This is a genomic window from Streptomyces cupreus (assembly GCF_014257025.1).
Classification (GTDB): Bacteria; Actinomycetota; Actinomycetes; order Streptomycetales; family Streptomycetaceae; genus Streptomyces; species Streptomyces cupreus.
Genome location: NZ_JACMSF010000042.1, coordinates 39,880 through 59,986 on the forward strand (window position 1 = coordinate 39,880; position 20,107 = coordinate 59,986).

General features: G+C 69.7%; 20 protein-coding genes and 2 pseudogenes. 12 read left to right on the forward strand and 10 right to left on the reverse strand.

Features of this window, described 5'->3' with window-relative positions; genetic code table 11:
- Positions 1-86: 86 nt before the first annotated feature.
- Positions 87-929 (reverse strand): DUF3558 family protein, encoded by an 843-nt coding sequence (locus H4N64_RS31045; protein ID WP_186285760.1) that lies wholly within the window; start codon positions 927-929, stop codon positions 87-89.
- Between the two features lie 107 nt (positions 930-1,036).
- Positions 1,037-1,867 (reverse strand): DUF3558 domain-containing protein, encoded by an 831-nt coding sequence (locus H4N64_RS31050; protein ID WP_186285761.1) that lies wholly within the window; start codon positions 1,865-1,867, stop codon positions 1,037-1,039.
- A gap of 170 nt (positions 1,868-2,037) precedes the next feature.
- Here H4N64_RS31050 and H4N64_RS31055 point away from each other — a divergent pair, with 170 nt between their 5' ends.
- Positions 2,038-3,231 carry an RtcB family protein gene (locus tag H4N64_RS31055; RefSeq protein ID WP_186285762.1) on the forward strand — a complete coding sequence of 398 codons (1,194 nt, stop codon included), beginning with the start codon at positions 2,038-2,040 and terminating at the stop codon, positions 3,229-3,231.
- Between the two features lie 36 nt (positions 3,232-3,267).
- On the opposite strand, the gene H4N64_RS31060 is transcribed toward H4N64_RS31055, so the two are convergent.
- The 4 genes from H4N64_RS31060 to H4N64_RS31075 form a co-directional block, all read right to left on the reverse strand.
- A complete protein-coding gene (locus H4N64_RS31060; protein WP_186285763.1) occupies positions 3,268-4,101 on the reverse strand; it encodes a hypothetical protein in 834 nt (277 codons plus the stop codon).
- A 144-nt stretch (positions 4,102-4,245) separates the two neighbouring features.
- Complete coding sequence (locus tag H4N64_RS31065; protein ID WP_186285764.1) at positions 4,246-5,511, reverse strand: tyrosine-protein phosphatase; 1,266 nt, start codon at positions 5,509-5,511, stop codon at positions 4,246-4,248.
- Between the two features lie 20 nt (positions 5,512-5,531).
- Positions 5,532-5,687: a hypothetical protein gene (locus H4N64_RS31070; protein WP_186285765.1), complete on the reverse strand. Its 156-nt coding sequence runs from the start codon at positions 5,685-5,687 to the stop codon at positions 5,532-5,534.
- Complete coding sequence (locus H4N64_RS31075) at positions 5,687-6,463, reverse strand: SDR family NAD(P)-dependent oxidoreductase (RefSeq protein ID WP_186285766.1); 777 nt, start codon at positions 6,461-6,463, stop codon at positions 5,687-5,689. Before H4N64_RS31075 ends, H4N64_RS31070 begins: the two co-directional genes overlap by 1 nt.
- A 115-nt stretch (positions 6,464-6,578) precedes the next feature.
- On the opposite strand from H4N64_RS31075, the gene H4N64_RS31080 reads away from it, so the two are divergent.
- On the forward strand, positions 6,579-7,007 hold the full coding sequence (locus H4N64_RS31080; RefSeq protein WP_186285767.1) for an ester cyclase: 429 nt from the start codon (positions 6,579-6,581) through the stop codon (positions 7,005-7,007).
- A gap of 9 nt (positions 7,008-7,016) precedes the next feature.
- Here the strand turns inward: H4N64_RS31080 and H4N64_RS31085 are convergent, their stop codons facing one another.
- Positions 7,017-7,352 (reverse strand): YnfA family protein, encoded by a 336-nt coding sequence (locus H4N64_RS31085; protein ID WP_186285796.1) that lies wholly within the window; start codon positions 7,350-7,352, stop codon positions 7,017-7,019.
- 129 nt (positions 7,353-7,481) lie between these two features.
- Here H4N64_RS31085 and H4N64_RS31090 point away from each other — a divergent pair, with 129 nt between their 5' ends.
- A complete protein-coding gene (locus tag H4N64_RS31090) occupies positions 7,482-7,952 on the forward strand; it encodes a hypothetical protein (RefSeq protein ID WP_186285768.1) in 471 nt (156 codons plus the stop codon).
- A 64-nt stretch (positions 7,953-8,016) separates the two neighbouring features.
- Positions 8,017-8,496 (forward strand): MarR family winged helix-turn-helix transcriptional regulator, encoded by a 480-nt coding sequence (locus H4N64_RS31095; RefSeq protein ID WP_186285769.1) that lies wholly within the window; start codon positions 8,017-8,019, stop codon positions 8,494-8,496.
- Here the strand turns inward: H4N64_RS31095 and H4N64_RS31100 are convergent.
- A complete protein-coding gene (locus H4N64_RS31100; RefSeq protein WP_186285770.1) occupies positions 8,493-8,891 on the reverse strand; it encodes a winged helix-turn-helix transcriptional regulator in 399 nt (132 codons plus the stop codon). The genes H4N64_RS31095 and H4N64_RS31100 overlap by 4 nt on opposite strands.
- Before the next feature lie 126 nt (positions 8,892-9,017).
- On the opposite strand from H4N64_RS31100, the gene H4N64_RS31105 reads away from it, so the two are divergent.
- The gene (locus H4N64_RS31105) at positions 9,018-9,902 is read left to right on the forward strand and encodes an NADP-dependent oxidoreductase (protein ID WP_186285771.1); all 885 of its coding nucleotides are present in this window, start codon (positions 9,018-9,020) and stop codon (positions 9,900-9,902) included.
- Between the two features lie 93 nt (positions 9,903-9,995).
- On the opposite strand, the gene H4N64_RS31110 is transcribed toward H4N64_RS31105, so the two are convergent.
- Positions 9,996-11,423, reverse strand: coding sequence for an MFS transporter (locus H4N64_RS31110; RefSeq protein ID WP_186285772.1), 1,428 nt, complete (start codon positions 11,421-11,423; stop codon positions 9,996-9,998).
- Between the two features lie 125 nt (positions 11,424-11,548).
- On the opposite strand from H4N64_RS31110, the pseudogene H4N64_RS46470 reads away from it, so the two are divergent.
- From H4N64_RS46470 to H4N64_RS31135, 5 genes and pseudogenes are all read left to right on the forward strand, one after another.
- A pseudogene (locus tag H4N64_RS46470) lies at positions 11,549-12,620 on the forward strand (CE1758 family FMN-dependent luciferase-like monooxygenase).
- On the forward strand, positions 12,617-13,213 hold the full coding sequence (locus tag H4N64_RS31120) for a CE1759 family FMN reductase (protein ID WP_186285773.1): 597 nt from the start codon (positions 12,617-12,619) through the stop codon (positions 13,211-13,213). Before H4N64_RS46470 ends, H4N64_RS31120 begins: the two are co-directional and overlap by 4 nt.
- Positions 13,214-13,369: 156 nt before the next feature.
- Positions 13,370-14,089 carry a response regulator transcription factor gene (locus tag H4N64_RS31125; RefSeq protein WP_336246842.1) on the forward strand — a complete coding sequence of 240 codons (720 nt, stop codon included), beginning with the start codon at positions 13,370-13,372 and terminating at the stop codon, positions 14,087-14,089.
- The gene (locus H4N64_RS31130) at positions 14,090-15,505 is read left to right on the forward strand and encodes an ATP-binding protein (protein ID WP_186285775.1); all 1,416 of its coding nucleotides are present in this window, start codon (positions 14,090-14,092) and stop codon (positions 15,503-15,505) included.
- Positions 15,506-15,531: 26 nt separating this feature from the next.
- A pseudogene (locus tag H4N64_RS31135) lies at positions 15,532-16,793 on the forward strand (ArgE/DapE family deacylase).
- A gap of 43 nt (positions 16,794-16,836) precedes the next feature.
- Here the strand turns inward: H4N64_RS31135 and H4N64_RS31140 are convergent.
- Positions 16,837-18,402 carry a carbohydrate-binding protein gene (locus H4N64_RS31140; protein ID WP_186285776.1) on the reverse strand — a complete coding sequence of 522 codons (1,566 nt, stop codon included), beginning with the start codon at positions 18,400-18,402 and terminating at the stop codon, positions 16,837-16,839.
- 221 nt (positions 18,403-18,623) lie between these two features.
- Here H4N64_RS31140 and H4N64_RS31145 point away from each other — a divergent pair, with 221 nt between their 5' ends.
- Complete coding sequence (locus H4N64_RS31145) at positions 18,624-19,232, forward strand: hypothetical protein (protein WP_186285777.1); 609 nt, start codon at positions 18,624-18,626, stop codon at positions 19,230-19,232.
- Between the two features lie 141 nt (positions 19,233-19,373).
- Positions 19,374-20,000 (forward strand): sigma-70 family RNA polymerase sigma factor, encoded by a 627-nt coding sequence (locus H4N64_RS31150; RefSeq protein ID WP_186285778.1) that lies wholly within the window; start codon positions 19,374-19,376, stop codon positions 19,998-20,000.
- Positions 20,001-20,107: the final 107 nt, after the last annotated feature.

Here is a 20,107-nt window from a genome sequence, read left to right on the forward strand (position 1 = left end):
GCTACTCCCCTCCCCTTGCGTGTTGTTGCGCGCAACAGGGTGGCACATGTGTGCGGCGCACGGGTCGCCGGTCCGGAACGAGAGCGTCAGCTTTTCTTCGTCGGCGACTTGGACGACGATTTCGAGGCGGACGAAGTAGCCTTTTCCGAGGGCGACTTGGAGGCCGACGTGCCACCGCCGTTCGCCTTCGTCACCGCGGCCACCGCCTCCTTGGCGGCCTTCTTCGCCAGCGTGGTGAGGGTGTCCGCGCTCGGCGTCTTCTCACCGGCGAGACCGGCGCCGTTGTAGTCGACGGTGATGACGACGTTCTCGACGCGGGCCACGATCGTCTGCTGCTTGAAGGAGCCTTCCTTCTTCTTCAGGTCGTAGCGCACGGCCGTTGCCTCGTCGCCCGTCCCGGTCACCGGCTCGGACTTGACGTTCTTCGCGCCGTCCACCGCCTGGACGTCCTTGACCTGCTTCGCGTAGTACTCCTGCGCCAGCTTGTCGCCCTCACCGCGGGTGACATCCGAGTCGAAGCGCAGCAGCGAGACGTTCAGCCAGCGGAACTGCGAGCCCTCCACGCCGTTGTTGTCCAGGCTGTCCCAGGAGCAGCTGGCGCGCGCCGCGGTGTCGTTGGACGCGCCCTCCTTGCCCGACTTGCCGGCCTTCGGCACCAGATCGGACAGTGTGTCCTTCGACAACACATCGCATGCCTCGGGCAGCTTGCTGTACGCGGCCGCCTGCACCGTGGGCGACGGGCTCGCCGACGCCGAGGCGCTCGCTGAGGAGTCCTTGCCCGCGTCGTCCGAGCCGGAGTCCGAGGAGCAGCCGGCGGCGATCAGCATCACCGGGACGGCGGCCGCACCGACAACAGCGCGGGAAAGGCGCCTGGCTCGCTGATGGCTCGGGTCACGCTGGGCTGCTCGCTGCATGGTTCCTTCACTCATGAGACTCGTGGTTTCTGCCGTCGGATCGGGTCCGAGGGGCCACGGTACGCGGTGCGCAAGCCGTACGTTTCTGTTTCGCCGTCTTCACAAACGGTCGCGAACAAGCCTCAGCCGGCCAGCGCGTCCGCCAGCTCGGCCGCCAGTTTCCGCGCCCTGTCCTGCATTTCCTTGCTGTCCGGGACGGTGCCGACGGTGGCCGGCTGCTCCTCGTACTGGATGGTCACGATGACGTTGGACGTGCGGAACGCCACAGTCACCGTGCGCTGCTGGGCCGTCGAGCCGGCGCTGCTCAACACGTCGTTCAGGAACGCCTCGTCGCCCAGGTCGTCGAGGATGCGGGGCTGGAGGTCGGCGGGGGTGGTGGACGGCGAGGAGGAAGAGGAAGGGGAAGAGGAGGCGGAGGCGGAGTCCGAGGGGGTCACCGAGGCGGACGCGGAGTCGCTCGGGGTGGCCGTGGAGCTTTCGGTGGCGGATTCCGTGACGGTCGGCTCCGGGAGGTCGGCGGCCGCCTGCTGGGTGGAGAAGACCTGCTGGGCCTGGCTGTCGTCGCTGACGGCGTTGTCGTACGACACGACCCGCTCGAAGTCGATGAGGAGATGGTCGGTGGCGTCCGCCGACTCCACCTTCCAACGGCAGCCGACCTTGCGGTCGGTGTCGTAGGTGAGGGTCGCGGTGCCCTCGTAGGCCTTCTCGCGCTGGTTCTCGTCGGCGATCTGCGGGATGCCGGGGAGGAGGGTGTCGAGGGTGTCCTGGTCGACCGAGCTGCAGGGTTCCGGGAGTGTGCGGTAGCGACCGGGCTCGGCCGCCGCCGTGGCCGTACCGGAGTCGCCCAGGTTGGAATCGTCCGTCGGGCTGCCGTCCGTGGAGCTGCCGGTGCAGCCGGCCAGAAGTGCCGCGAGGAGCGCGACGGCGCCGGATACGTACGCCTTCCGCTGCACGGTCGGCTCCTCTCGCTGCGGCTTAATCGTTTGCGGGGTGGGGGCGGCCCCTGCAGACAATGTGTATCGCACGCACTGCCGTGAACGCCGGTCCGTTGTCCCTTTCGTTGACGTTGGCGCCGGTTTTGCGATTTGAGACTTGTGCTGTTTATCGGGGGAATGAGGACGAGATGTCGTACGTGGAAATATCCGGAGCGAAGGTTCCGATCCGTATGTGGACCGACCCCGCGTCGGTCGAGGACGTGGCCCTCCAGCAGTTGCGGAACGTGGCGACCCTGCCGTGGATCAAGGGCCTGGCGGTCATGCCGGACGTTCACTACGGCAAGGGTGCGACGGTGGGGTCCGTCATCGCGATGCAGGGGGCGGTGTGTCCTGCGGCGGTGGGGGTGGACATCGGTTGTGGGATGTCGGCGGTCAGGACGTCCCTCACGGTGAACGACCTTCCGGGGGATCTGTCCAGGCTGCGGTCGAAGATCGAGCAGGCGATTCCGGTGGGGCGGGGGATGCATGACGATCCCGTGGATCCGGGGCGGCTGCACGGCTTCGGTACGGCTGGGTGGGACGACTTCTGGGGGCGGTTCGACGGGGTTGCGGAGGCGGTGAAGTTCCGGGAGGAGCGGGCCCTCAGGCAGATGGGAACGCTCGGGGCCGGCAATCATCTAGTTGAATGTTGCACGGACTCGGAGGGTGTGGTTTGGCTCATGCTGCACTCCGGCTCCCGGAACATCGGCAAGGAGCTGGCCGAGCACCACATCGGCGTCGCCCAGAAACTCCCGCACAACCAGGGTCTGGTCGACCGTGACTTGGCGGTGTTCATCTCGGACACTCCGCAGATGGCTGCCTACCGCAATGACCTGTACTGGGCGCAGGAGTACGCCAAGTACAACCGCGCGATCATGATGGCGCTCCTGAAGGACGTGATCCGGAAGGAGTTCAAGAAGGCGAAGCCCACGTTTGAGCCGGAGATCTCCTGCCACCATAACTACGTGGCGGAGGAGCGGTACGAGGGGATGGACCTGCTGGTCACTCGGAAGGGCGCGATCCGCGCCGGCTCCGGTGAGTTCGGGATCATTCCGGGTTCGATGGGTACCAGCTCGTACATCGTGAAAGGGCTCGGTAACGAGAAGGCATTCAACTCTGCCTCGCACGGCGCCGGTCGGCGTATGAGCCGCAATGCGGCGAAGCGGCGCTTCACGGTGCGGGATCTGGAGGAGCAGACGCGGGGAGTCGAGTGTCGTAAGGACTCCGGCGTTCTGGACGAGATTCCGGGGGCTTACAAGAACATCGACCAGGTGATGGCACAGCAGCGCGATCTCGTTGAGGTCGTGGCGAAGCTGAAGCAGTTCATCTGTGTGAAGGGTTGAGCTGCAAGGCCCCCGGCGGGACCGGGGGCCTTCTTGCTACCGATCAGCCGGCGCGGGGATTTGACCGGTCCGCAGGCGCCAGAGGCGCATGTAACAGCTGTGCTTGGTCCGACCGAGTTCCTCGGCAGCTGCGGCGTCGTTGTTCAGCCGCAGTAGCACACGGTCCTCCTCCTTCGTCCAGCGGCGTCGCTCGGGCGCGATCTTCATGTCGGCCGGGCGGACCCAGGCGCTCAGTGAATCGACCGCAGCCTTCTTGCGGTCCAGGGCCAGACAGTCCTCGTAGTAGAGGTGGGTGGCCAGTTCCTGTGCGGCTTCCTTCGTGTAGAGGATGTTGTAGATGCCGTCTCGGGTGTTGCGCCTCAGGGTGCGCTCCATCCCTGTGATTTTCCCTGCGTAAAAGCACAGATAAGCGCCGATGTTTGTGCTGGCCGTGGTCAACCCGATGAAGGGAAAGCCCTGGGTCGTGTAGCCGACGGACCCATCTGCATCGACGACACCTCGCAGGTAGTCCCGGTGCGAGAAGTCCCCATGTGGTGGGGCAATCGTCTTCGACTTGCGTCCGTACGGCAGGCCGAGGCCGTTGAGCTTGGTCCTGGCTTCGAGGGAGCACAGGGTCCAGGTGACCGAGGTGTGCACGTCAGCGAAATTCGTGGACCGGGTGCGGCTGGTGATGCTGCTGTTGTACGGCGTCAGCTTCTGGAACATGCGTAGCACTTCGACGTCGCGGGCGTTGATTTCAACGGTCAGACGTCCCTTCCGGCCCACCCCCTTTGCCAGATGCCCGTCCGCTTGCAAGAAGCCGAACATGTAGGCGTACTCGGGGATCGTCAGGTCCATGAACTGGTGGGCGATAGGCTCGCAGTCAGCCATGAGGAAGCGTATTCCTTCCTTGCAGGTCAGGCCCTCGGCTGGGACCGGCATCCCGCCGGGGGTCGTCGATTTGATGTGGTGGTGCGAGCCTAGGTCGCCTGTTCAGCAGCCGTTCGAGTGATCGATGATGTTCACCCCTGTGGGTTATCCGAGCCGCTTCTCCAGCAGCGTCACCGCGTACGGGCTGCCCTTGCCGTCCTGCTTTGCGTGCTGTTCGCCGACCACTGTGTAGCCCGCGGACTCGTAGTACGTGCGCAGGCGGGGGTTGGAGGAGAGGCAGTCCAGGCGGGCGTAGGGGCGGCCGGTTGCGGCTATACGGGATTCGGCCTCTGTGAGCATCTGGCGGCCTGTGCCTGGCGGGGCCGTGTGGGGAGTTGTCATCAGGCGGTGGATGTAGCCCGCGTCCGGCGGGCGGGGGCCCCAGGCTGCTGGGTCGGTCCACCAGAGTTCCCAGGCGCCGGTCAGGCTTCCGGCCGCGTATGCCAGCCAGACCTCGCCGTCCCGCATGCGGTTGCGGAAGTGGGTTTCGTTCTTCTCGCCCGGCTTCCACTGGTCGATTCCGCGGGCCAGTTGCCACAGGGCAGCTGAGTCTCGGAGGTGGACCAGGGTGGGGGCCTCAGCCGCCGTTGCCTTGCGGTAGGTCAACTGGGGCCAGGTGGCCGGGGGTTGTTCCAGGAGGGCCGTTCGCAGGGTGTCGGTGAGGGCTTTCGTGTCCAGGGACAGGGCCTTTGTTACGTAGCCCTCTATCGAGCCGTATCGCTCCTTCAGCGCTTTCAGGAACAGGCGCATCACCGATTCCGGAGCCCTGGCGAAGTCCGGCCACTGCGGGGAGCGGCCGTCGTTCCTCGCCCGCCACTCCGACAGCAGGGCCTCGGTGGCCAGTTCCGTGAGGCTGAAGTCCTCGATGATCGTCTGCTCGTCCACGCCGAGCAATGACAGGACCAGAGCCGCCAGTTCGCCCGTGCGGTCCTTGCCCGAGGCGCAGTGGAAGACCAGGGGTTCGTTCGACTCCGCTGACTTCGCTATCAGTTCCAGGGCCTGGCGGATTTCCTCCGTGCCGTCCTCGGCGACCTCCAGGAAGCGCTCCGCCAAGTACGGGCCCGCGGCTACGTCGGCGGTCAGCGCCGCCTGGTCATAGGGGCGGTGCTCGATGCTGAGGTTGCGGTACGTGAAGGAGGCGTGGTCCGGGACTCGGCCTCGGGTCTCGATCTCCCACGGGTAGCGCAGGTCGATCACCGTGCGGACGCCCAGGGCCAGGAAGCGGGACCAGTCCTCGGTTCCCTCGGTGAGCTTGCCGAGGGAGTCCGCGCGGTAGAGGCGGCCGGGGCGGACACGGCGGCCGTCCGGCGTCCGGTAGCCGCCCAGGTCGCGGAAGTTGTGCAGGGCGTCGAAGCGTATGTGTCTGTCCACACCCTTGTTCTACGTCGGTGCTACTTCGGCGCGTGCGTTACCGCGTAGATCATGACGAACGCCACGATGTGGATGCCGAAGAGGAAGTAGCCGAGCCACCACCACATTTGGCGTTCGTTGTGGTGCTCCCGGGGTTCCTGGGGGTTCTTGGGGGCCTTGGGGGCCTTGTCCGTCATCACAGCTCCCTGTGGACCTTGGTGTTCGACGCCTGTGCGCGCGGGCGGACCACCAGCAGGTCGATGTTGACGTGGCTGGGGCGGGTCACCGCCCAGGTGATCGTGTCGGCCACGTCGTCCGCGGAGAGGGGTTCGGCCACACCCTCGTAGACCTTCCCCGCCTTCTCCTCGTCGCCGCCGAAGCGGGTGAGCGCGAACTCGTCGGTCTTGACCATGCCGGGTGCGATCTCGATGACGCGGACCGGGCGGCCGACGATCTCCAGGCGGAGGGTCTCCGCCAGGACGTGGGCGCCGTGCTTGGCGGCGACATAGCCCGCGCCGCCCTCGTAGGTGGCGTGGCCGGCGGTGGAGGAGACGACGACCACCGTGCCGTCGCCGCTCGCCTCCAGCTTGGGGAGGAGGGCCTGGGTGAGGTTGAGGGTGCCGATGACGTTGGTCTCGTACATCGTGCGCCAGTCGGCCGGGTCGCCGGTGGCGACCGGGTCGGCGCCGAGGGCTCCGCCGGCGTTGTTGACGAGGACGCCGATCGTCTTGAAGGCCGTGGCGAACTCGTCGACCGCGGCGCGGTCGGTGACGTCGAGCTGGTAGGCCGCCGCGGAGTGGCCGGCGGCGTTGATCTCCTCGGCCAGCGCCTCGATGCGGTCCTTGCGGCGGGCGGTCAGGACGACCCGGTATCCGGAGGCCGCGAGCTGCCGTGCGGTGGCGGCGCCGATTCCGCTGCTCGCACCGGTGACGACGGCGATGCGGGAGGCGGCGGATGGTGCGGCGGTGGCCATGGGGCTGCTCCTCGGGACGGGTCGGTCGAAGGTCGGGGGTCGAAAGCCTGTCCGGCCAGGATAGGCGGGCGGTGAGACAATGAGACGGGTGATCCTCCACTGCGGGAGGTGGATCATGGGACAGGCGCGTGAGGTCATGGACCGGCTCACGGAGGCGATCACTTCGGCGGATCAGAAGACCATCGGCGAGCTGTACGCGGAGGACGCGGTCGCCGTCACGCCCGACGGCGGGGAGCTCCACGGCCGGGAGGACATCGCCGCGTACTGGCGCCAGATGACGGAGGCGGTGCCCGAGGGCACGTACACGCCGGTGCACTCGTACGAGGTCGGCAACACGGCCATCGACGAGGGGTTCTTCAGCGGCCGGAACACGGGGCCGATCCAGCTGCCCACCGGGGAGATGCTGCCCCCGACGCAGAAGGAGATCAGGATCCGCGGAGTGGACCTCGCCACTGTCGACGACAGCGGACACATCGTCGACTACCGGCTCTACTTCGACGAGATGGAGTTCCTGGACCAGCTGGGGCTGCTGCCGCCGGCGTGACCCCTGAGCTCAGCTGCCTCGTGGGGCGTACATGATCACGGCCATCCCCGCGAGGCAGATCAACGCGCCCGCCACGTCCCACCGGTCGGGCCGGTAGCCGTCCGCCACCATGCCCCAGGCGAGGGAGCCGGCCACGAAGACCCCGCCGTACGCGGCGAGGATGCGCCCGAAGTTCGCGTCCGGCTGGAGGGTGGCCACGAATCCGTAGGCGCCGAGCGCCAGGACGCCGGCGCCGATCCACAGCCAGCCGCGGTGCTCCCGTACGCCCTGCCAGACCAGCCAGGCGCCGCCGATCTCGAACAGGGCGGCGACCACGAAGAGGGCTGCGGAGCGGGCGACGAGCATGCGCAGCAGCTTCGCACAGGGCGGTCCGCGGTCCGTCACCTGATGGACGGCGCCTGTGACGCGCTTCACGTGGGATACATCCGTACGACGGGATGACCGACTGTGTGTGATCACGGAGGAGTGGGCGGTATGCGGGGTGCGCGGGTGCTCGGGGCCGGGGTCGCGGCGGTGCTGCTGGTGGCGGGCGGGGCGGCGGGGGCCGGTGCCGCCGACGGCCCGGAGGCGGACCTCGCCTATCACGGGGCCGCGTCCCTGGCCTCCGGTGAGGTGGACCTGCTGTTCACTCCGCGCAACCACGGGCCGTCGGCGGTGCCGGACGCGACGGTCCGGCTGCGCTGGTCCGAGCCGCTCGCCGACCGGCAGGAGCTGCCGTACGGGTGTGCCCGGTCGGGGCCGGGGACGGTGCTGTGCGGGGTGGGGGCGCTGGAGGCGGACGAGGCGGGGGAGCGGATCGCGCTGCGCGTGCGGCTGCGGGAGGAGCCGTCCGAGGTGCTGCTGGAGATCGACACGGTGTGGAGCGGCGGGACGGTGGACCGTAATCCGGACAACGACCGGCTGCGGGTGCTGATCCTGGACACCGGGGACACGTACCACTTCTAGCAGTGCTGCTTCTGCAAGTGCGCGTCGTACGATCTCTGCACGGCGCAGGTGACGGGGAGTGGGCATGGCGGAGAGCGGATCCACGCGGGAGCGGCTGCTCGATGAGCTGTCCGCGGTCTCCCGCCGTTACATGGCCTCGTACGCGCTGTTCAACCAGGCCGTCGCCGACCGTATCGGCCTGCATCCGACCGACCTCCAGTGCCTGAACCTGCTGACGCTGGAGGGCGGCCCGGTGACCACGGGCCGGGTGGCGGAGCTGACGGGGCTGACCACGGGATCGGCGACGCGGCTGGTGGACCGGCTGGAGCGGGCCGGGTACGTGGTCCGGGAGCGGGACGCGGAGGACCGGCGGCGGGTGCTGGTGGCGACCGTGCCGGAGAAGGTCGCCGAGTTCGGGCGGATGTGGGAGCGGCTGAGCGGCGGCTGGTCGGCGCTCTTCGACGACCTGGACGAGTCCGAACTCGCCCTGATCATCGGGCACATGAGGCGCACGGTTCAGTTCAGCGGGGAGCAGGTCGCCCGACTGCGCGCCGAGAAGGCTTAGTTGTCGCCGTCGTAGCGCTCGCGCGCCTGGTGGACCTGCTCGATGTGGGTTTCCGCCCAGTCCTTCACCGCGGTCAGCAGCAGGGCCAGGCTGTGGCCGAGCGGGGTGAGTTCGTAGTCGACGCGGACCGGCACGGACGGGGTGACCGTGCGGCTGAGGATGCCGTCGCGCTCCAGTGAACGCAGCGTCTGCGTCAGCATCTTGGGGCTGACGCCCGCGATCTTGCGGCCGAGGTCGCTGTAGCGCATCGGTCCTGCCGCGAGGGCGGAGACGACCAGGCTGACCCACTTGTCGCTGATGCGGTCGAGGAGTTGGTTGGTCGGGCAGCCGCGCAGGAACGCGTCGTAATCCCTGCGTGCCTGTTCGCGCCGCTGGGCCGCGGTCTGCGTCGCCATGGCTCACCTCCGGGTGATGTACGCACCTTCAGGTAACTACTTACGAATAGATAGTAGCTCTTCCTAGGGTTGTTGAGGCCGAGGAGATACCGAGGCTCTCAGAACTGTTTTGAGGAGCTGTCAGACATGCGTGCTGTGGTGGTGACGACGTTCGGTGGGCCCGAGGCCGTGGAGGTCGTGGAGACCGAGGTGCCGGAGCCGGGGGCGCGGCAGGTGCGGATCAAGGTGGCGGCGGCCGCGCTGAACCCGGTGGACGCCGGGGTGCGCCAGGGCGTCTTCGGGGGCGCGGGCAAGCGGATCGGGCTTGGCTGGGATGTTGCCGGGACGGTGGACGCGACGGGGGTTGCGTCCGCCTGGACCGTCGGCGACGAGGTGGTGGCGCTCGACTACGGCATGGTGAAGCCGCTGGGCACCCACGCCGAGTACGTCGTCGTGGACACGGACGCGGTGGCCAAGGCGCCGGCGAGCGTGGACGCGGTGCACGCGGCCACCATTCCGCTGAACGCCCTGACCGCCGTACAGGCCCTGGATCTGCTGGAGGTGACGCCGGGCCAGTCGCTGCTGGTGACCGGCGCCGCGGGGGCGGTCGGCGGATACGCCGTCCAGCTCGCCGCCCACCGCGGGATCTCGGTGACCGCGCTGGCCCGGGAGGCGGACGGGGAGCTCGTACGGTCCCTGGGAGCCGCTCGCTTCACGAGCGGCGACGAGGGCGGCTTCGACGCCGTGCTCGACGCGGCCGTCCTCGGCGGGCCGGCACTGGCGAGGGTGCGCGACGGGGGCGCCTACGTCGGTGTCATCCCGGGGGCCGGGCCTGCGGCCGAGCGTGGGGTGCGGGTCGGCACGGTCGAGGTGAGCGCCGACGGTGCGCGGCTCGCCGAGCTGGTCCGGCTGGTCGACGAGGGCGTACTGACGCTCCGGGTGGCCGAGACCTACGCCCTGGACGACGCGGCGAAGGCCCACGCCCGGCTCGCGGAGGGCGGGGTGCGGGGACGGCTGGTCCTGCGGCCGTGACGCTCCGCTGGGAGTGGCGCTATGGTTCGTCGACCGTCTGCGGCGCGCCCCTTGGCGGCGCTGCCGAACCGCACTGGACTTCGCCCGACCTGCTCAGTGGCCCCCCTCCGGCGCCTTGCGCGGGAGCAGGGTCACGAGTGGCAGGCATACGGTGACGGCGGCGGCGACCGTGGTGAGGGTCAGTGTCGTGGCGTGGGCCTCGCCGCCGTCGGCCGCCTTGAAGTACACGGTCGTCACGGCCGCCGCCCCGATCGCGTTGGCCAGTTGCTGGACCGCGCTGAGCGAGCCGCTCGCGCTGCCCGACTCCTCCGGGGAGATGTCGCCGATGGTGATGTCGTAGACAGTGCCGAAGCAGGTGCCCATGCCGACGCCGATGACCAGCAGCGGTGGGACCAGGGTCCAGCCGTCGGCGCTGGACAGCGGGGCCAGCCAGACGCAGCCCGCCAGGATGATCAGCAGGCCGGCCAGGACCAGACGGCGGCCCAGAGTGTGGATCAGCCGGTAGCAGGCGATCGAGGCGATGACGATCCCCAGGGGCAGCGGGATCAGGCCCAGCGCGGTGCCCGCGGGGGAGCGGTGCAGCCCCTCCTGGAAGTGGAGGGAGATGACGTAGAGGAGTCCTGACGTCGAGGCGGAGACCACGATGCCGAGCGTCAGGCCGGAGGTGAAGCCGCGGTCCCGCAGGAGGGACGGCTTCAGGAGCGGGTTCGGTGCGGTGCGCTGGCGGTGGCAGAACCCGGCGAAGAGGACCGCGCCGAGCAGTAGGGCGACGAACGCCCGGGGCGTCCAGCCGTTGCCCGCGCCGTCGATCAGACCGCCGAGCAGACCGAGCAGCGCGCCGCCGAGCAGGGCCGAGCCGGGGCCGTCGACGCGGACGCTCCGGTCGCCGGTGTCGCGGGGCAGCAGGCGTACGGCGGCGAACAGGGCGGCGCCGCCGAGCAGCAGGTTGATCAGGAACATGGGGCGCCAGCCGAGGCCCGCGAGATCGGCGTCGACGAGGAACCCGGCGAGGATCGGGCCGCCCACGGCGGACAGGCCCATCACCGGCGCGAAGAGGCTGAACGCCTTGCCGATCTGCTCCCGGGGCCAGGTCGCGCCGATGATCCCGAAGCCCTGCGGGATGACGAGCGCCCCGAACGCGCCCTGGGCGAGCCGGGCGATCACCAGGAACACCGGACCCGGCGCGAGACCGCAGGCCAGGGACGCGACCACGAACCCGGTGAGGCCGATGAGGAACAGGCGCCGGCGGCCGTACTTGTCGCCGAGCCGCCCGCCGGGCACGAGCAGTACGCCGAGCGCGAGTGCGTAGGAGGCGCCGAGCCACTGGATCAGACCGGCGCCGCCGCCGAGGTCGGCCGTGATCGTGGGGGCGGCGATGTTGGTGATGGTGGCGTCGAGGAGGTCGAGGACGTCGGCGGCGAGGACGACCGCGAGGATCGCCCAGCGGGTGCACTGTGCCGGGGCGCCGTGCGGAGTGTCTCTTGCTTCATTTTCTTGTGCGTCATGCAGTGTCTGTGTCACGCAGATAAATATCCTGGCCCGGCCGGGGGGCGTCAATCGGATTGGAGGGAGGGGTGGAATACGGCGGACCCGCCGACCGTTCAGCGGTATAGTTGAACAGTCAACAACATGGAGGGTGAGCGACCATGCAGTTCGGGATCTTCAGCGTCGGCGACGTCACGCCGGACCCCACCACGGGCCGGACGCCGACCGAGCGGGAGCGCATCAAGGCCATGGTCGCCATCGCGCTGAAGGCCGAGGAGGTCGGCCTGGACGTCTTCGCGACCGGTGAGCACCACAACCCGCCGTTCGTACCGTCGTCCCCGACGACGATGCTCGGCTACATCGCGGCGCGGACGGAGCGGCTGATCCTCTCCACCTCGACCACGCTGATCACCACCAACGACCCGGTGAAGATCGCCGAGGACTTCGCGATGCTCCAGCACCTGGCCGACGGGCGCGTGGACCTGATGATGGGCCGCGGCAACACCGGCCCGGTCTACCCCTGGTTCGGGCAGGACATCCGGTAGGGCATCAACCTCGCCATCGAGAACTACGCACCGCTGCATAACAGTTGCGTGGCGTGATAATGTGGCTGTGCTCTGTGACGGGGTGTCGCGGCAGGGTCTGCCGGAGGGGTGACGTCGTGCAAGCGGCCGAGCGCCCGTGAACCTCAGCCCAGGCCCTTGGGGTTGGAATCCCTCGCTTCACGCGAGGGAGGAGGCCAAAACAACATCTTCTGGCCCGTTTTCTGGGCGTCTAAAGGGCAGTTGAGCCGGACCGGGGTGCACCTCGTGCCCCGGGCACGGCACCCCCGAGCAGGCGATCGTCGGGCTCGGCGGGCAGGTGTTCATGCGGAAGAACTCCCAGGACGCGGTGCGCGAGTTCCGTCCGTACTTCGACAACGCGCCGGTCTACGGGCACGGCCCCTCCCTGGAGGACTTCACCGAGCAGACCCCGCTGACCGTCGGCTCGCCGCAGCAGGTGATCGAGAAGACCCTGTCCTTCCGCGAGTACGCCGGTGACTACCAGCGCCAACTCTTCCTCATGGACCACGCGGGGCTGCCGTTGAGGACCGTGCTCGAGCAGCTCGACATGCTCGGCGAGGAGGTCGTGCCGGTGCTGCGCAAGGAGTTCGCCGCCGGGCGGCCGGAGAACGTGCCGGACGCCCCCACCCATCAGACCCTGCTGGCCGCCCAGGAGGTGACCGTCGCATGAAGCTCGTCGTCGTCTCGGCAGGGCTGAGCGTCCCGTCCTCCACCCGACTGCTCGGCGACCGTCTGGCCGCCGCGGCCGCCGGGCGGACCGGGGCCGAGATCGAGGTCGTGGAGCTGCGCGACCTCGCGGTGGAGATCGCGCACAACTTCACCAACGGCTTCCCCGGCCGCAAGCTGGCCGCCGCGCAGGCGGCGGTCACGGAGGCGGACGGGCTGATCGTGGTCACGCCGGTGTTCTCGGCGTCGTACAGCGGACTGTTCAAGTCGTTCTTCGACGTCCTGGAGCAGGACGCGCTCGCCGGGAAGCCGGTGCTCATCGCCGCGACCGGCGGCACCGCCCGGCACTCCCTCGTCCTGGAACACGCCCTGCGCCCCCTCTTCGCCTACCTGAAGGCCGTGATCGTCCCGACCGGCGTCTACGCGGCCTCGGAGGACTGGGGAGCGGAGGGTCTGGACGGGCGTATCGAGCGGGCGGCGGGTGAGCTGGCGGCGCTGGTGAGCGGGCTGGGTTCGGTGCGACCGGCGAAGGACGACCTCGCTGTGGTGCCGTTCGCAGAGCAGCTGGCGGCGATATCCAGCCCGTCCGGCGTTTGAGGACGAGGCCCGTTCAGGGCCGAAGCGGGGGGCGTGGGGGCGGCAGCCCCCGCGCGGCCGGGTGACAGTGAGAGCCCGGTAAGAAGGGTGACGGCAAGCTCGCTCGCACGGCTGAATGGCCGGAGGCCTTGGCAGACTTGCTGCGTGCCTCACACCGTGCTCCTCGCCGAAGACGACCGCGCCATCCGGCATGCCCTGGAGCGTGCCCTGACCCTGGAGGGCTACCGGGTCACCGCGGTCGCCGACGGCGTGGAGGCGCTGGCGCAGGCCCACACCGCACCGCCGGACGTGCTCGTCCTCGACGTGATGATGCCCGGCATCGACGGCCTCCAGGTCTGCCGGGTGCTGCGCGCCGAGGGCGACCGCACCCCGATCCTGATGCTGACGGCGCTCGTGGAGACCCAGGACCGTATCGCGGGCCTGGACGCGGGCGCCGACGACTACGTCGTCAAGCCCTTCGACGTCGAGGAGGTCTTCGCGAGGCTGCGCGCCCTGCTGCGCCGCACCGGCCAGGGCGGGACCGGCGGCGCCGCCGTCGACGTACCGAAGAAGCAGGAACCCGAGCAGGTGCCCGAGCGGTACATGGAGGCGGCCGGGCTGCGGATGGACCCGCAGGCGCGCCGGGCCTGGCGCGGCGAGCGGGAGCTGGAGCTGACCCGCACCGAGTTCGAGCTGCTGGAACTGCTCGTGCGCAACGCCGGGATCGTCCTCGACCACGCCACCATCTACGACCGCATCTGGGGCTACGACTTCGGCCCCGGCTCCAAGAACCTCGCCGTCTACGTCGGCTATCTGCGCCGCAAGCTCGACGAGCCCGGTGCCCCGCCGCTCATCCACACGGTGCGCGGAGTGGGTTACGTGCTCCGGGAGGACTGAGTGGGTCGCGTCGGGCGGCTGCTGCGGCGCCCGCGGCCCCGGCTGGTCTCCCTGCGCACCACGTTCGCGGTGTCCTTCGCCGCCGTCACCGCCGCGGTCACCGTGCTCGTCGGCATCCTGTCCTACAGCGCCGCCGCCCGGCTGGTGCGGGTGGACCAGCAGTCCGTGTTCGACGAGGTCGTGCAGGACGTGCGGAACGAGGTCAGCAACCGGCGGATGGACCCCGTGGACTTCTCCTCCACCGCGCCGGGCCACGATCTGGTACGCCCGGCCCGTACGGATGTGCAGGTGCTCGGCCCGGACGGCTCCGTCTACGACCCGGGGCGTCCCGGACTGCCCGTCACCGACGCCGACCGGCGCATCGCCGCCCAGCGGGTCTCCGGGCGCACGGTCGTGCACGCGGACGTCGATGTCGGCGACGACGTCTACCGCGTCGCCACCGTCTCCTTCGGCGGTGGGCGGGGGGCGGTGCAGATCGCGCAGGAGTTCAGCAACACCGAGGATCTGCTGCGGACACTCCAGCAGCGGACGTTGATCCTCATGTCGGCGGTCGTGGTCGGGGCCGGGCTGTTCGGCTGGTGGCTGGCCCGGCGGATCACCCGGCGCCTGATCGTCCTCACCTCCGCCGCGGAGGACGTCGCGCGGACGCGCCGGCTCGGCATCCAGGTGCCGGTCACCGGATACGACGAGGTGGGGCGGCTCGGCCGTGCCTTCGACCGTATGCTCGGGCGGCTCGCCCAGTCCGAGGAGGACCAGCGGCGGCTGGTGCAGGACGCGGGACATGAGCTGCGTACGCCGCTGACGTCATTGCGGACCAACATCTCCTTGCTGCGCCGTATCGACGAGTTCCCGCCGGAGACCCGGGACGAGCTGGTCGCCGACCTCGCGCAGGAGGCACGTGAACTGACCGACCTCGTCAACGAGTTGGTGGATCTGGCGGCCGGGCAGTCCGACACGGAACCGCCGCAACGGGTGGACCTCGCCGATATCGCGGAGGACGTGGCCGGGCTGGCACAGCGGCGCACCGGGCGCCGGATCGTGGTGCGGGCGAGCGGCGACACGACGACGGACGGACGGCCGGGGATGCTCCAGCGGGCCATGTCCAACCTGGTGGAGAACGCGGCGAAGTTCGACCGTGGCGGAACGGCTCCCATCGAGATCAACGTGGCCGGGCCCGCGGTGCACGGGACGGTCCGGGTGGAGGTGCTGGACCGGGGGCCCGGAATCACGGACGACGACCTCACGCACGTGTTCGACCGGTTCTACCGGGCCGCGGACGCTCGGTCGTTGCCCGGGTCGGGGCTCGGGCTGTCGATCGTGCGGGAGGTGGCGCTGGCGCATGGGGGCGCGACGTTCGCCGCGCGGCGGGCGGGAGGCGGGTCGGTGATCGGGTTCACGGTGGGGGGTGGGGTCTGAAGGTCCACTTCATTAGGCTCGGCCTTATGCTGAGCCGTGAAGAGGGCGCCGCGCTCGCCGCGATCGATGATGCCGACATCGCCCGTACGCTGCTGGAACTCATAGCCGTCCCCAGTGTCACCGGCAGCGCTGCCGAGTCCGAGATCCAGCATCTTCTGGCCCGGAGGCTTGAGCTTCTGGACCTCGACGTCGACCTGTGGTCCATGGACCTCGACGCACTCCGCGCCCACCCCGACTTCCCCGGCTCCGAAGCCCCCCGCGACGAGGCCTGGGGACTGGTCGGTACGACGGCCGGCGGTGACGGGCCGACCCTCGTCCTTCAGGGCCATGTCGATGTCGTACCCCCCGGAGACCTCGCCACCTGGGACGGTGACCCCTTCGCCCCCCGCGTCACCGGAGATCTCGTGCACGGCCGTGGCGCCTGTGACATGAAGGCCGGACTGGCCGCGCACCTCGCCGCGCTGGCCGCGATACGGGCGGCCGGGGTTCGGCTGCGGGGGCGGGTCGCCGTGCACTTCGTCGTCAGCGAGGAAGACGGCGGTCTCGGTGCCTTCGGGACTCTGCAGCGTGGGTATCGCGGTGACGCCTGTGTCATCACCGAGCCGACCGGGGCAGTGTCATCACCGCCAACGCCGGTGCGCTGACCTTCCGGATCGCGGTGCCGGGGAAGTCCGCGCACGGCAGTTCACGCGAGCAGGGCGTGAGCGCGATCGACGCCTATCTGCCGTTGCACCGGGCGCTGGCCCGCCTGGAGGCCGAGCGGAACAGGGATCCCGCGCCGCTGATGGCCGAGTACCCGATCCCGTACGGCCTCTCCGTCGGCACCCTGCGCGCCGGTGACTGGGCGAGCAGCGTGCCCGACCTGCTGGTGGCCGAGGGACGGCTCGGGGTGCGGCTGGGGGAGGAACCCGCCCATGCGCGGGCCGAGTTCGAGCGGTGCGTGGCCGAAGCCTGCGCCGAGGACCCGTGGTTGCGGGAGCATCCGGCGGTCGTGACCTGGCCGGGCGGACAGTTCGCGAGCGGTGCGCTGCCGGACGGACATCCCCTGGCGGACGTGGTGCGGGACGCGCGGGTCGACGCGGTCGGGGACGGGAAGCCGCGGGTGCGTGGGGCGACGTACGGGAGTGATCTGCGGTTGTACGCCGGTGCCGGGATCCCCACGCTCCAGTTCGGGCCCGGGGACATCGCGGTCGCCCACAGTGCGCGCGAGCAGGTCTCGGTGCGCGAAGTCGTCGACGCGGCACGGACGTTGGTGCCGGTGATCCTGCGGACCGTCGGGACGAGGTGAGCACCGGCGCCCGCGAGCGGGTCGGGCGCCGGTGCGGCCGAGGTTACGGCGTGACCACCGTGCCGCCGAACGTCACCACCAGGCGTCCGTCCGAGGCGAAGGACCAGCCGAGGGCGCCGTCGTAGGAGGAGCAGCGGGAGCCGTTCGTGCCGGACCAGAACTGGTTGGTGCTGTCGGAGTCGCCGATGATCCGGTCGTTCGTGCCGCTGCTGAAGCGGCAGGAGGTGTTGTTCCGGAACACCGAGGTGCCCGCGTCGAAGTTGAAGTTGCGCTCGGTGTTGTCGACGCTGACGTTGTTGGAGATCGTCATCGTGCCCGGGTTGCTGTTGTACGTGAACCCGTGCTTGCCGTTGTCGAAGGCGATGCTGCGCCGCACGATGTGGTTGATCGGCACATTCTCGCCGCCCAGCTTGTAGCCGTTGCGGTCGCCGTTGCCGGCCTGGGAGCCGTCGCTGAGGGTGCCGTTCTCGTAGGAGAGGGAGTCCTCGATGGTCACCGTGCCGATGGGGTCGTAGTCGGAGTAGGTGTAGAGGTCCCAGCCGTCGTCGATGTTGTTGTGCGCCACGGCGTACCGGAAGACGTTCCCGGCACCGACGGTCAGCTTCGCGGCGAAGCCGTCCGCGTCCTCGCCGTCGGAGTCGGCGTTGTCGTGCGACTCGGCGCTCAGGATCAGGTTGTTGGACGGCCACTGCGCGGTCGGCGTGGTGGAGGCCATCCGGCCGAGCTGGAGCCCGGTGTCACGGTTGAAGCGTGTCACCGTGCGCTCGATGACGTTGTTGCTGCCGCCTACGAAGATGCCGTTGTCCCCGGCCCGTTCGACGACCAGCCCCTTGATGTGCCAGTACGAGGCGTTGAGCTGGAGCCCGCGGTTGGACGAACTCTCGCTCTGCGCCGAGAAGTTGAGCACCGGCGTCTCGCCCGGGTAGGCGGCGAGCGTGGTGCGGGCACTGGAGGTGCCGTTGCTGCCGGCCGGGATGGTGACCGTCGAGGACTGGTTGTACGTCCCTCCGCGCAGGTAGATGGTTCCGCCCGCGGAGATCCGGCTGATCGCCGAGGTGAGGGTGGTCGGCGCCGACTGGGTGCCGGCGGCGCTGTCGGTGCCGTTCGGGGCGACGTAGAGGGCGCTGCCGGTCGGCGGCGTCGTGTCCGACGTGACGACGTCCAGGTAGTCGAGGTTGGGCAGTCCGGCCGCGGTGGTCGGGCTGAGGCGGATGGTGTTGCTGCCCGCGTTCAGCGTCACGGTCAGCGTCTTGGTGACCCAGGTCGACCAGGCGCCGGTGCCCTCGAAGGACGGGGTCTGCACGGTGGTGCCGTTGACGATCAGGCTCGCCGGACGGGCGGTGGTGGTGCCGTTGGCGAAGCGGACGTTCAGGGTCGCCGTGCCGGCGGTGGCCGCGTTCACGGTGAACTGGGCGTACGCGCCACTGGCGTTGGTGCCGTTGCAGAAACCGCTGCCGGAGTACCCGGTCCAGTCGGAGTCGATGGTGCCGGTGCAGACGGCGGCCTCGGCCTCGTACCGGGTGGTCGCGGCCTGTGCCGGGTTGCCGGACAGCGCGACCAGCGCACCGGCGAGCAGTGCGGCGCACGCGAGGGCGGGTCTCAGGTGCATCGGGTGCCTCCAGGAACCTTGGGGGGTAAGCGCTTTCTCCGGGAAGCTTGGGTGTGGTGTTGTGTGCGCGTCAATATCCGCGTACTTGATTCTTATTCATGGACATGAACAAGCGAGCCGGGTGAACCGATCACGGGTGAACCGATCAGGGTTGAACCGATCAGAGGTGAAAGCCGTACCCACGCCTGACGGTCCATGCCCGGATGCGAGGATGAGGCGCCATGACGGCAGGGTGGTGTACTCGCACGATCAGGGCCGCGGTGTTCGCGGCCGTGTGCGTGCTGCTCGCCGCCCTGGGTCACGTCCTGATGTCCGGCAGCCATGTGCCCGCGTGGGCGCTGGCCGCCGGTGTGGCCGCGACGAGCGCCGTCGGCTGGCTGCTGGCCGGACATGAGCGGGGGCTGCCGCTGATCGTGACGGTCGTGGTGGCCGCGCAGACGGGGTTGCACTCGGCCTTCTCGTGGGCGCAGTCGGCTTCCGGCCCGGCACACGAGCACTCCATGGACATGAGCCACATGGCGCACATGGACCACATGAGTGCCGATACGGCCGCCCCGGCGTCGTCCTCACCCGGCATGCTCGCCGCCCACCTGCTCGCCGCCCTGCTGTGCGGCCTGTGGCTGGCGTACGGCGAGAAGGCCGCGTTCCGCATCCTGCGGGCCGTGGCCGGCTGGCTGGCCGCACCGCTGCGCCTGCTGCTCGCCCTGCCCGCGCCGCCGGAGCGTCCACGCCTGCGCGTGGGCCGACGCCGCGCGGACCGCGTGCCCCGCCTCCTCCTCGCCCATGCGATCACCTCTCGGGGTCCACCAGTGGGGCTCGCTGTCGCCTGACGACAGCCGGCGCTGACGGCCGCCCTACGGCCGTATCCCCACTCACTTCACCGGGTCGCGGACCGCCGCGCCTGTCTGTGCCGTGTCCTCGCGTGCCCGCACGCCTGCGGTCCGGACTCCGGACGACCCGAAGGACATCAGGTGATCGCTCCTGCCGTGCCGAAACCGGCGGCGTCCCACGGATCCACCTCCCTCGACGAGTCGACGACCGCGTGGGCGCTCGCCGCCCGGGCCGGTGACACGGCCGCCGTCGAGCACTTCGTGCGCGCGCTCCACCGCGACGTGCTGCGCTATGTCGCCCACCTGTGCGCCGATCCCCAGGCTGTGGACGACCTCGCGCAGGACACCTTCCTGCGCGCGCTCGGCAGCCTGCACCGGTTCGAGGGCCGCTCCTCGGCCCGCTCCTGGCTGCTGGCCATCGCCCGTCGCGCGGTGATCGACGGCTACCGCCGCGCGTCGGCGCGCCCGCGTCTGTCCGACGTACCGGACTGGCAACTGGCCGTGGAGAACGCCCAGCCGCGAGGCCTGCCCGGGTTCGACGACGGTGTCGTCCTGCTCGACCTGCTGGGCTCCCTGCCCGACGAGCGCCGGGAGGCGTTCGTGCTCACCCAACTGCTCGGCCTGCCCTACGCGGAGGCCGCCGAGCTGAGCGACTGCCCTGTCGGCACCGTGCGTTCACGCGTGGCGCGGGCACGGGCGACGCTGCTGGATCTGCTCGACGAGAGTGAGGAGGGCACCCTTTCGTGCAGCCGTGCGCCTAATGCATAGATTTGCAGATAGTTGAATATGAAGGCGAAGTGCTAGAGGTGGGTAAGTGGTCCGCTCGAATGTTTCAACTGCCTGACAAGTGGCTGTACTTGGGCATGAGCGCCCCG

Excerpts from the sequence above, each read along its gene's own strand:
- H4N64_RS31095 (WP_186285769.1), top strand. The coding sequence starts at position 8,017 with ATGGCGGAGAGCGGATCCACGCGGGAGCGGCTGCTCGATGAGCTGTCC.
- H4N64_RS31120 (WP_186285773.1), top strand. The coding sequence starts at position 12,617 with ATGAAGCTCGTCGTCGTCTCGGCAGGGCTGAGCGTCCCGTCCTCCACC.
- H4N64_RS31145 (WP_186285777.1), top strand. The coding sequence starts at position 18,624 with ATGACGGCAGGGTGGTGTACTCGCACGATCAGGGCCGCGGTGTTCGCG.
- H4N64_RS31080 (WP_186285767.1), top strand. The coding sequence starts at position 6,579 with ATGGGACAGGCGCGTGAGGTCATGGACCGGCTCACGGAGGCGATCACT.
- H4N64_RS31105 (WP_186285771.1), top strand. The coding sequence starts at position 9,018 with ATGCGTGCTGTGGTGGTGACGACGTTCGGTGGGCCCGAGGCCGTGGAG.
- H4N64_RS31085 (WP_186285796.1), bottom strand. The coding sequence starts at position 7,352 with ATGCTCGTCGCCCGCTCCGCAGCCCTCTTCGTGGTCGCCGCCCTGTTC.
- H4N64_RS31140 (WP_186285776.1), bottom strand. The coding sequence starts at position 18,402 with ATGCACCTGAGACCCGCCCTCGCGTGCGCCGCACTGCTCGCCGGTGCG.
- H4N64_RS31055 (WP_186285762.1), top strand. The coding sequence starts at position 2,038 with ATGTCGTACGTGGAAATATCCGGAGCGAAGGTTCCGATCCGTATGTGG.
- H4N64_RS31045 (WP_186285760.1), bottom strand. The coding sequence starts at position 929 with ATGAGTGAAGGAACCATGCAGCGAGCAGCCCAGCGTGACCCGAGCCAT.
- H4N64_RS31075 (WP_186285766.1), bottom strand. The coding sequence starts at position 6,463 with ATGGCCACCGCCGCACCATCCGCCGCCTCCCGCATCGCCGTCGTCACC.
- H4N64_RS31090 (WP_186285768.1), top strand. The coding sequence starts at position 7,482 with ATGCGGGGTGCGCGGGTGCTCGGGGCCGGGGTCGCGGCGGTGCTGCTG.
- H4N64_RS31100 (WP_186285770.1), bottom strand. The coding sequence starts at position 8,891 with ATGGCGACGCAGACCGCGGCCCAGCGGCGCGAACAGGCACGCAGGGAT.
- H4N64_RS31060 (WP_186285763.1), bottom strand. The coding sequence starts at position 4,101 with ATGGCTGACTGCGAGCCTATCGCCCACCAGTTCATGGACCTGACGATC.
- H4N64_RS31070 (WP_186285765.1), bottom strand. The coding sequence starts at position 5,687 with ATGACGGACAAGGCCCCCAAGGCCCCCAAGAACCCCCAGGAACCCCGG.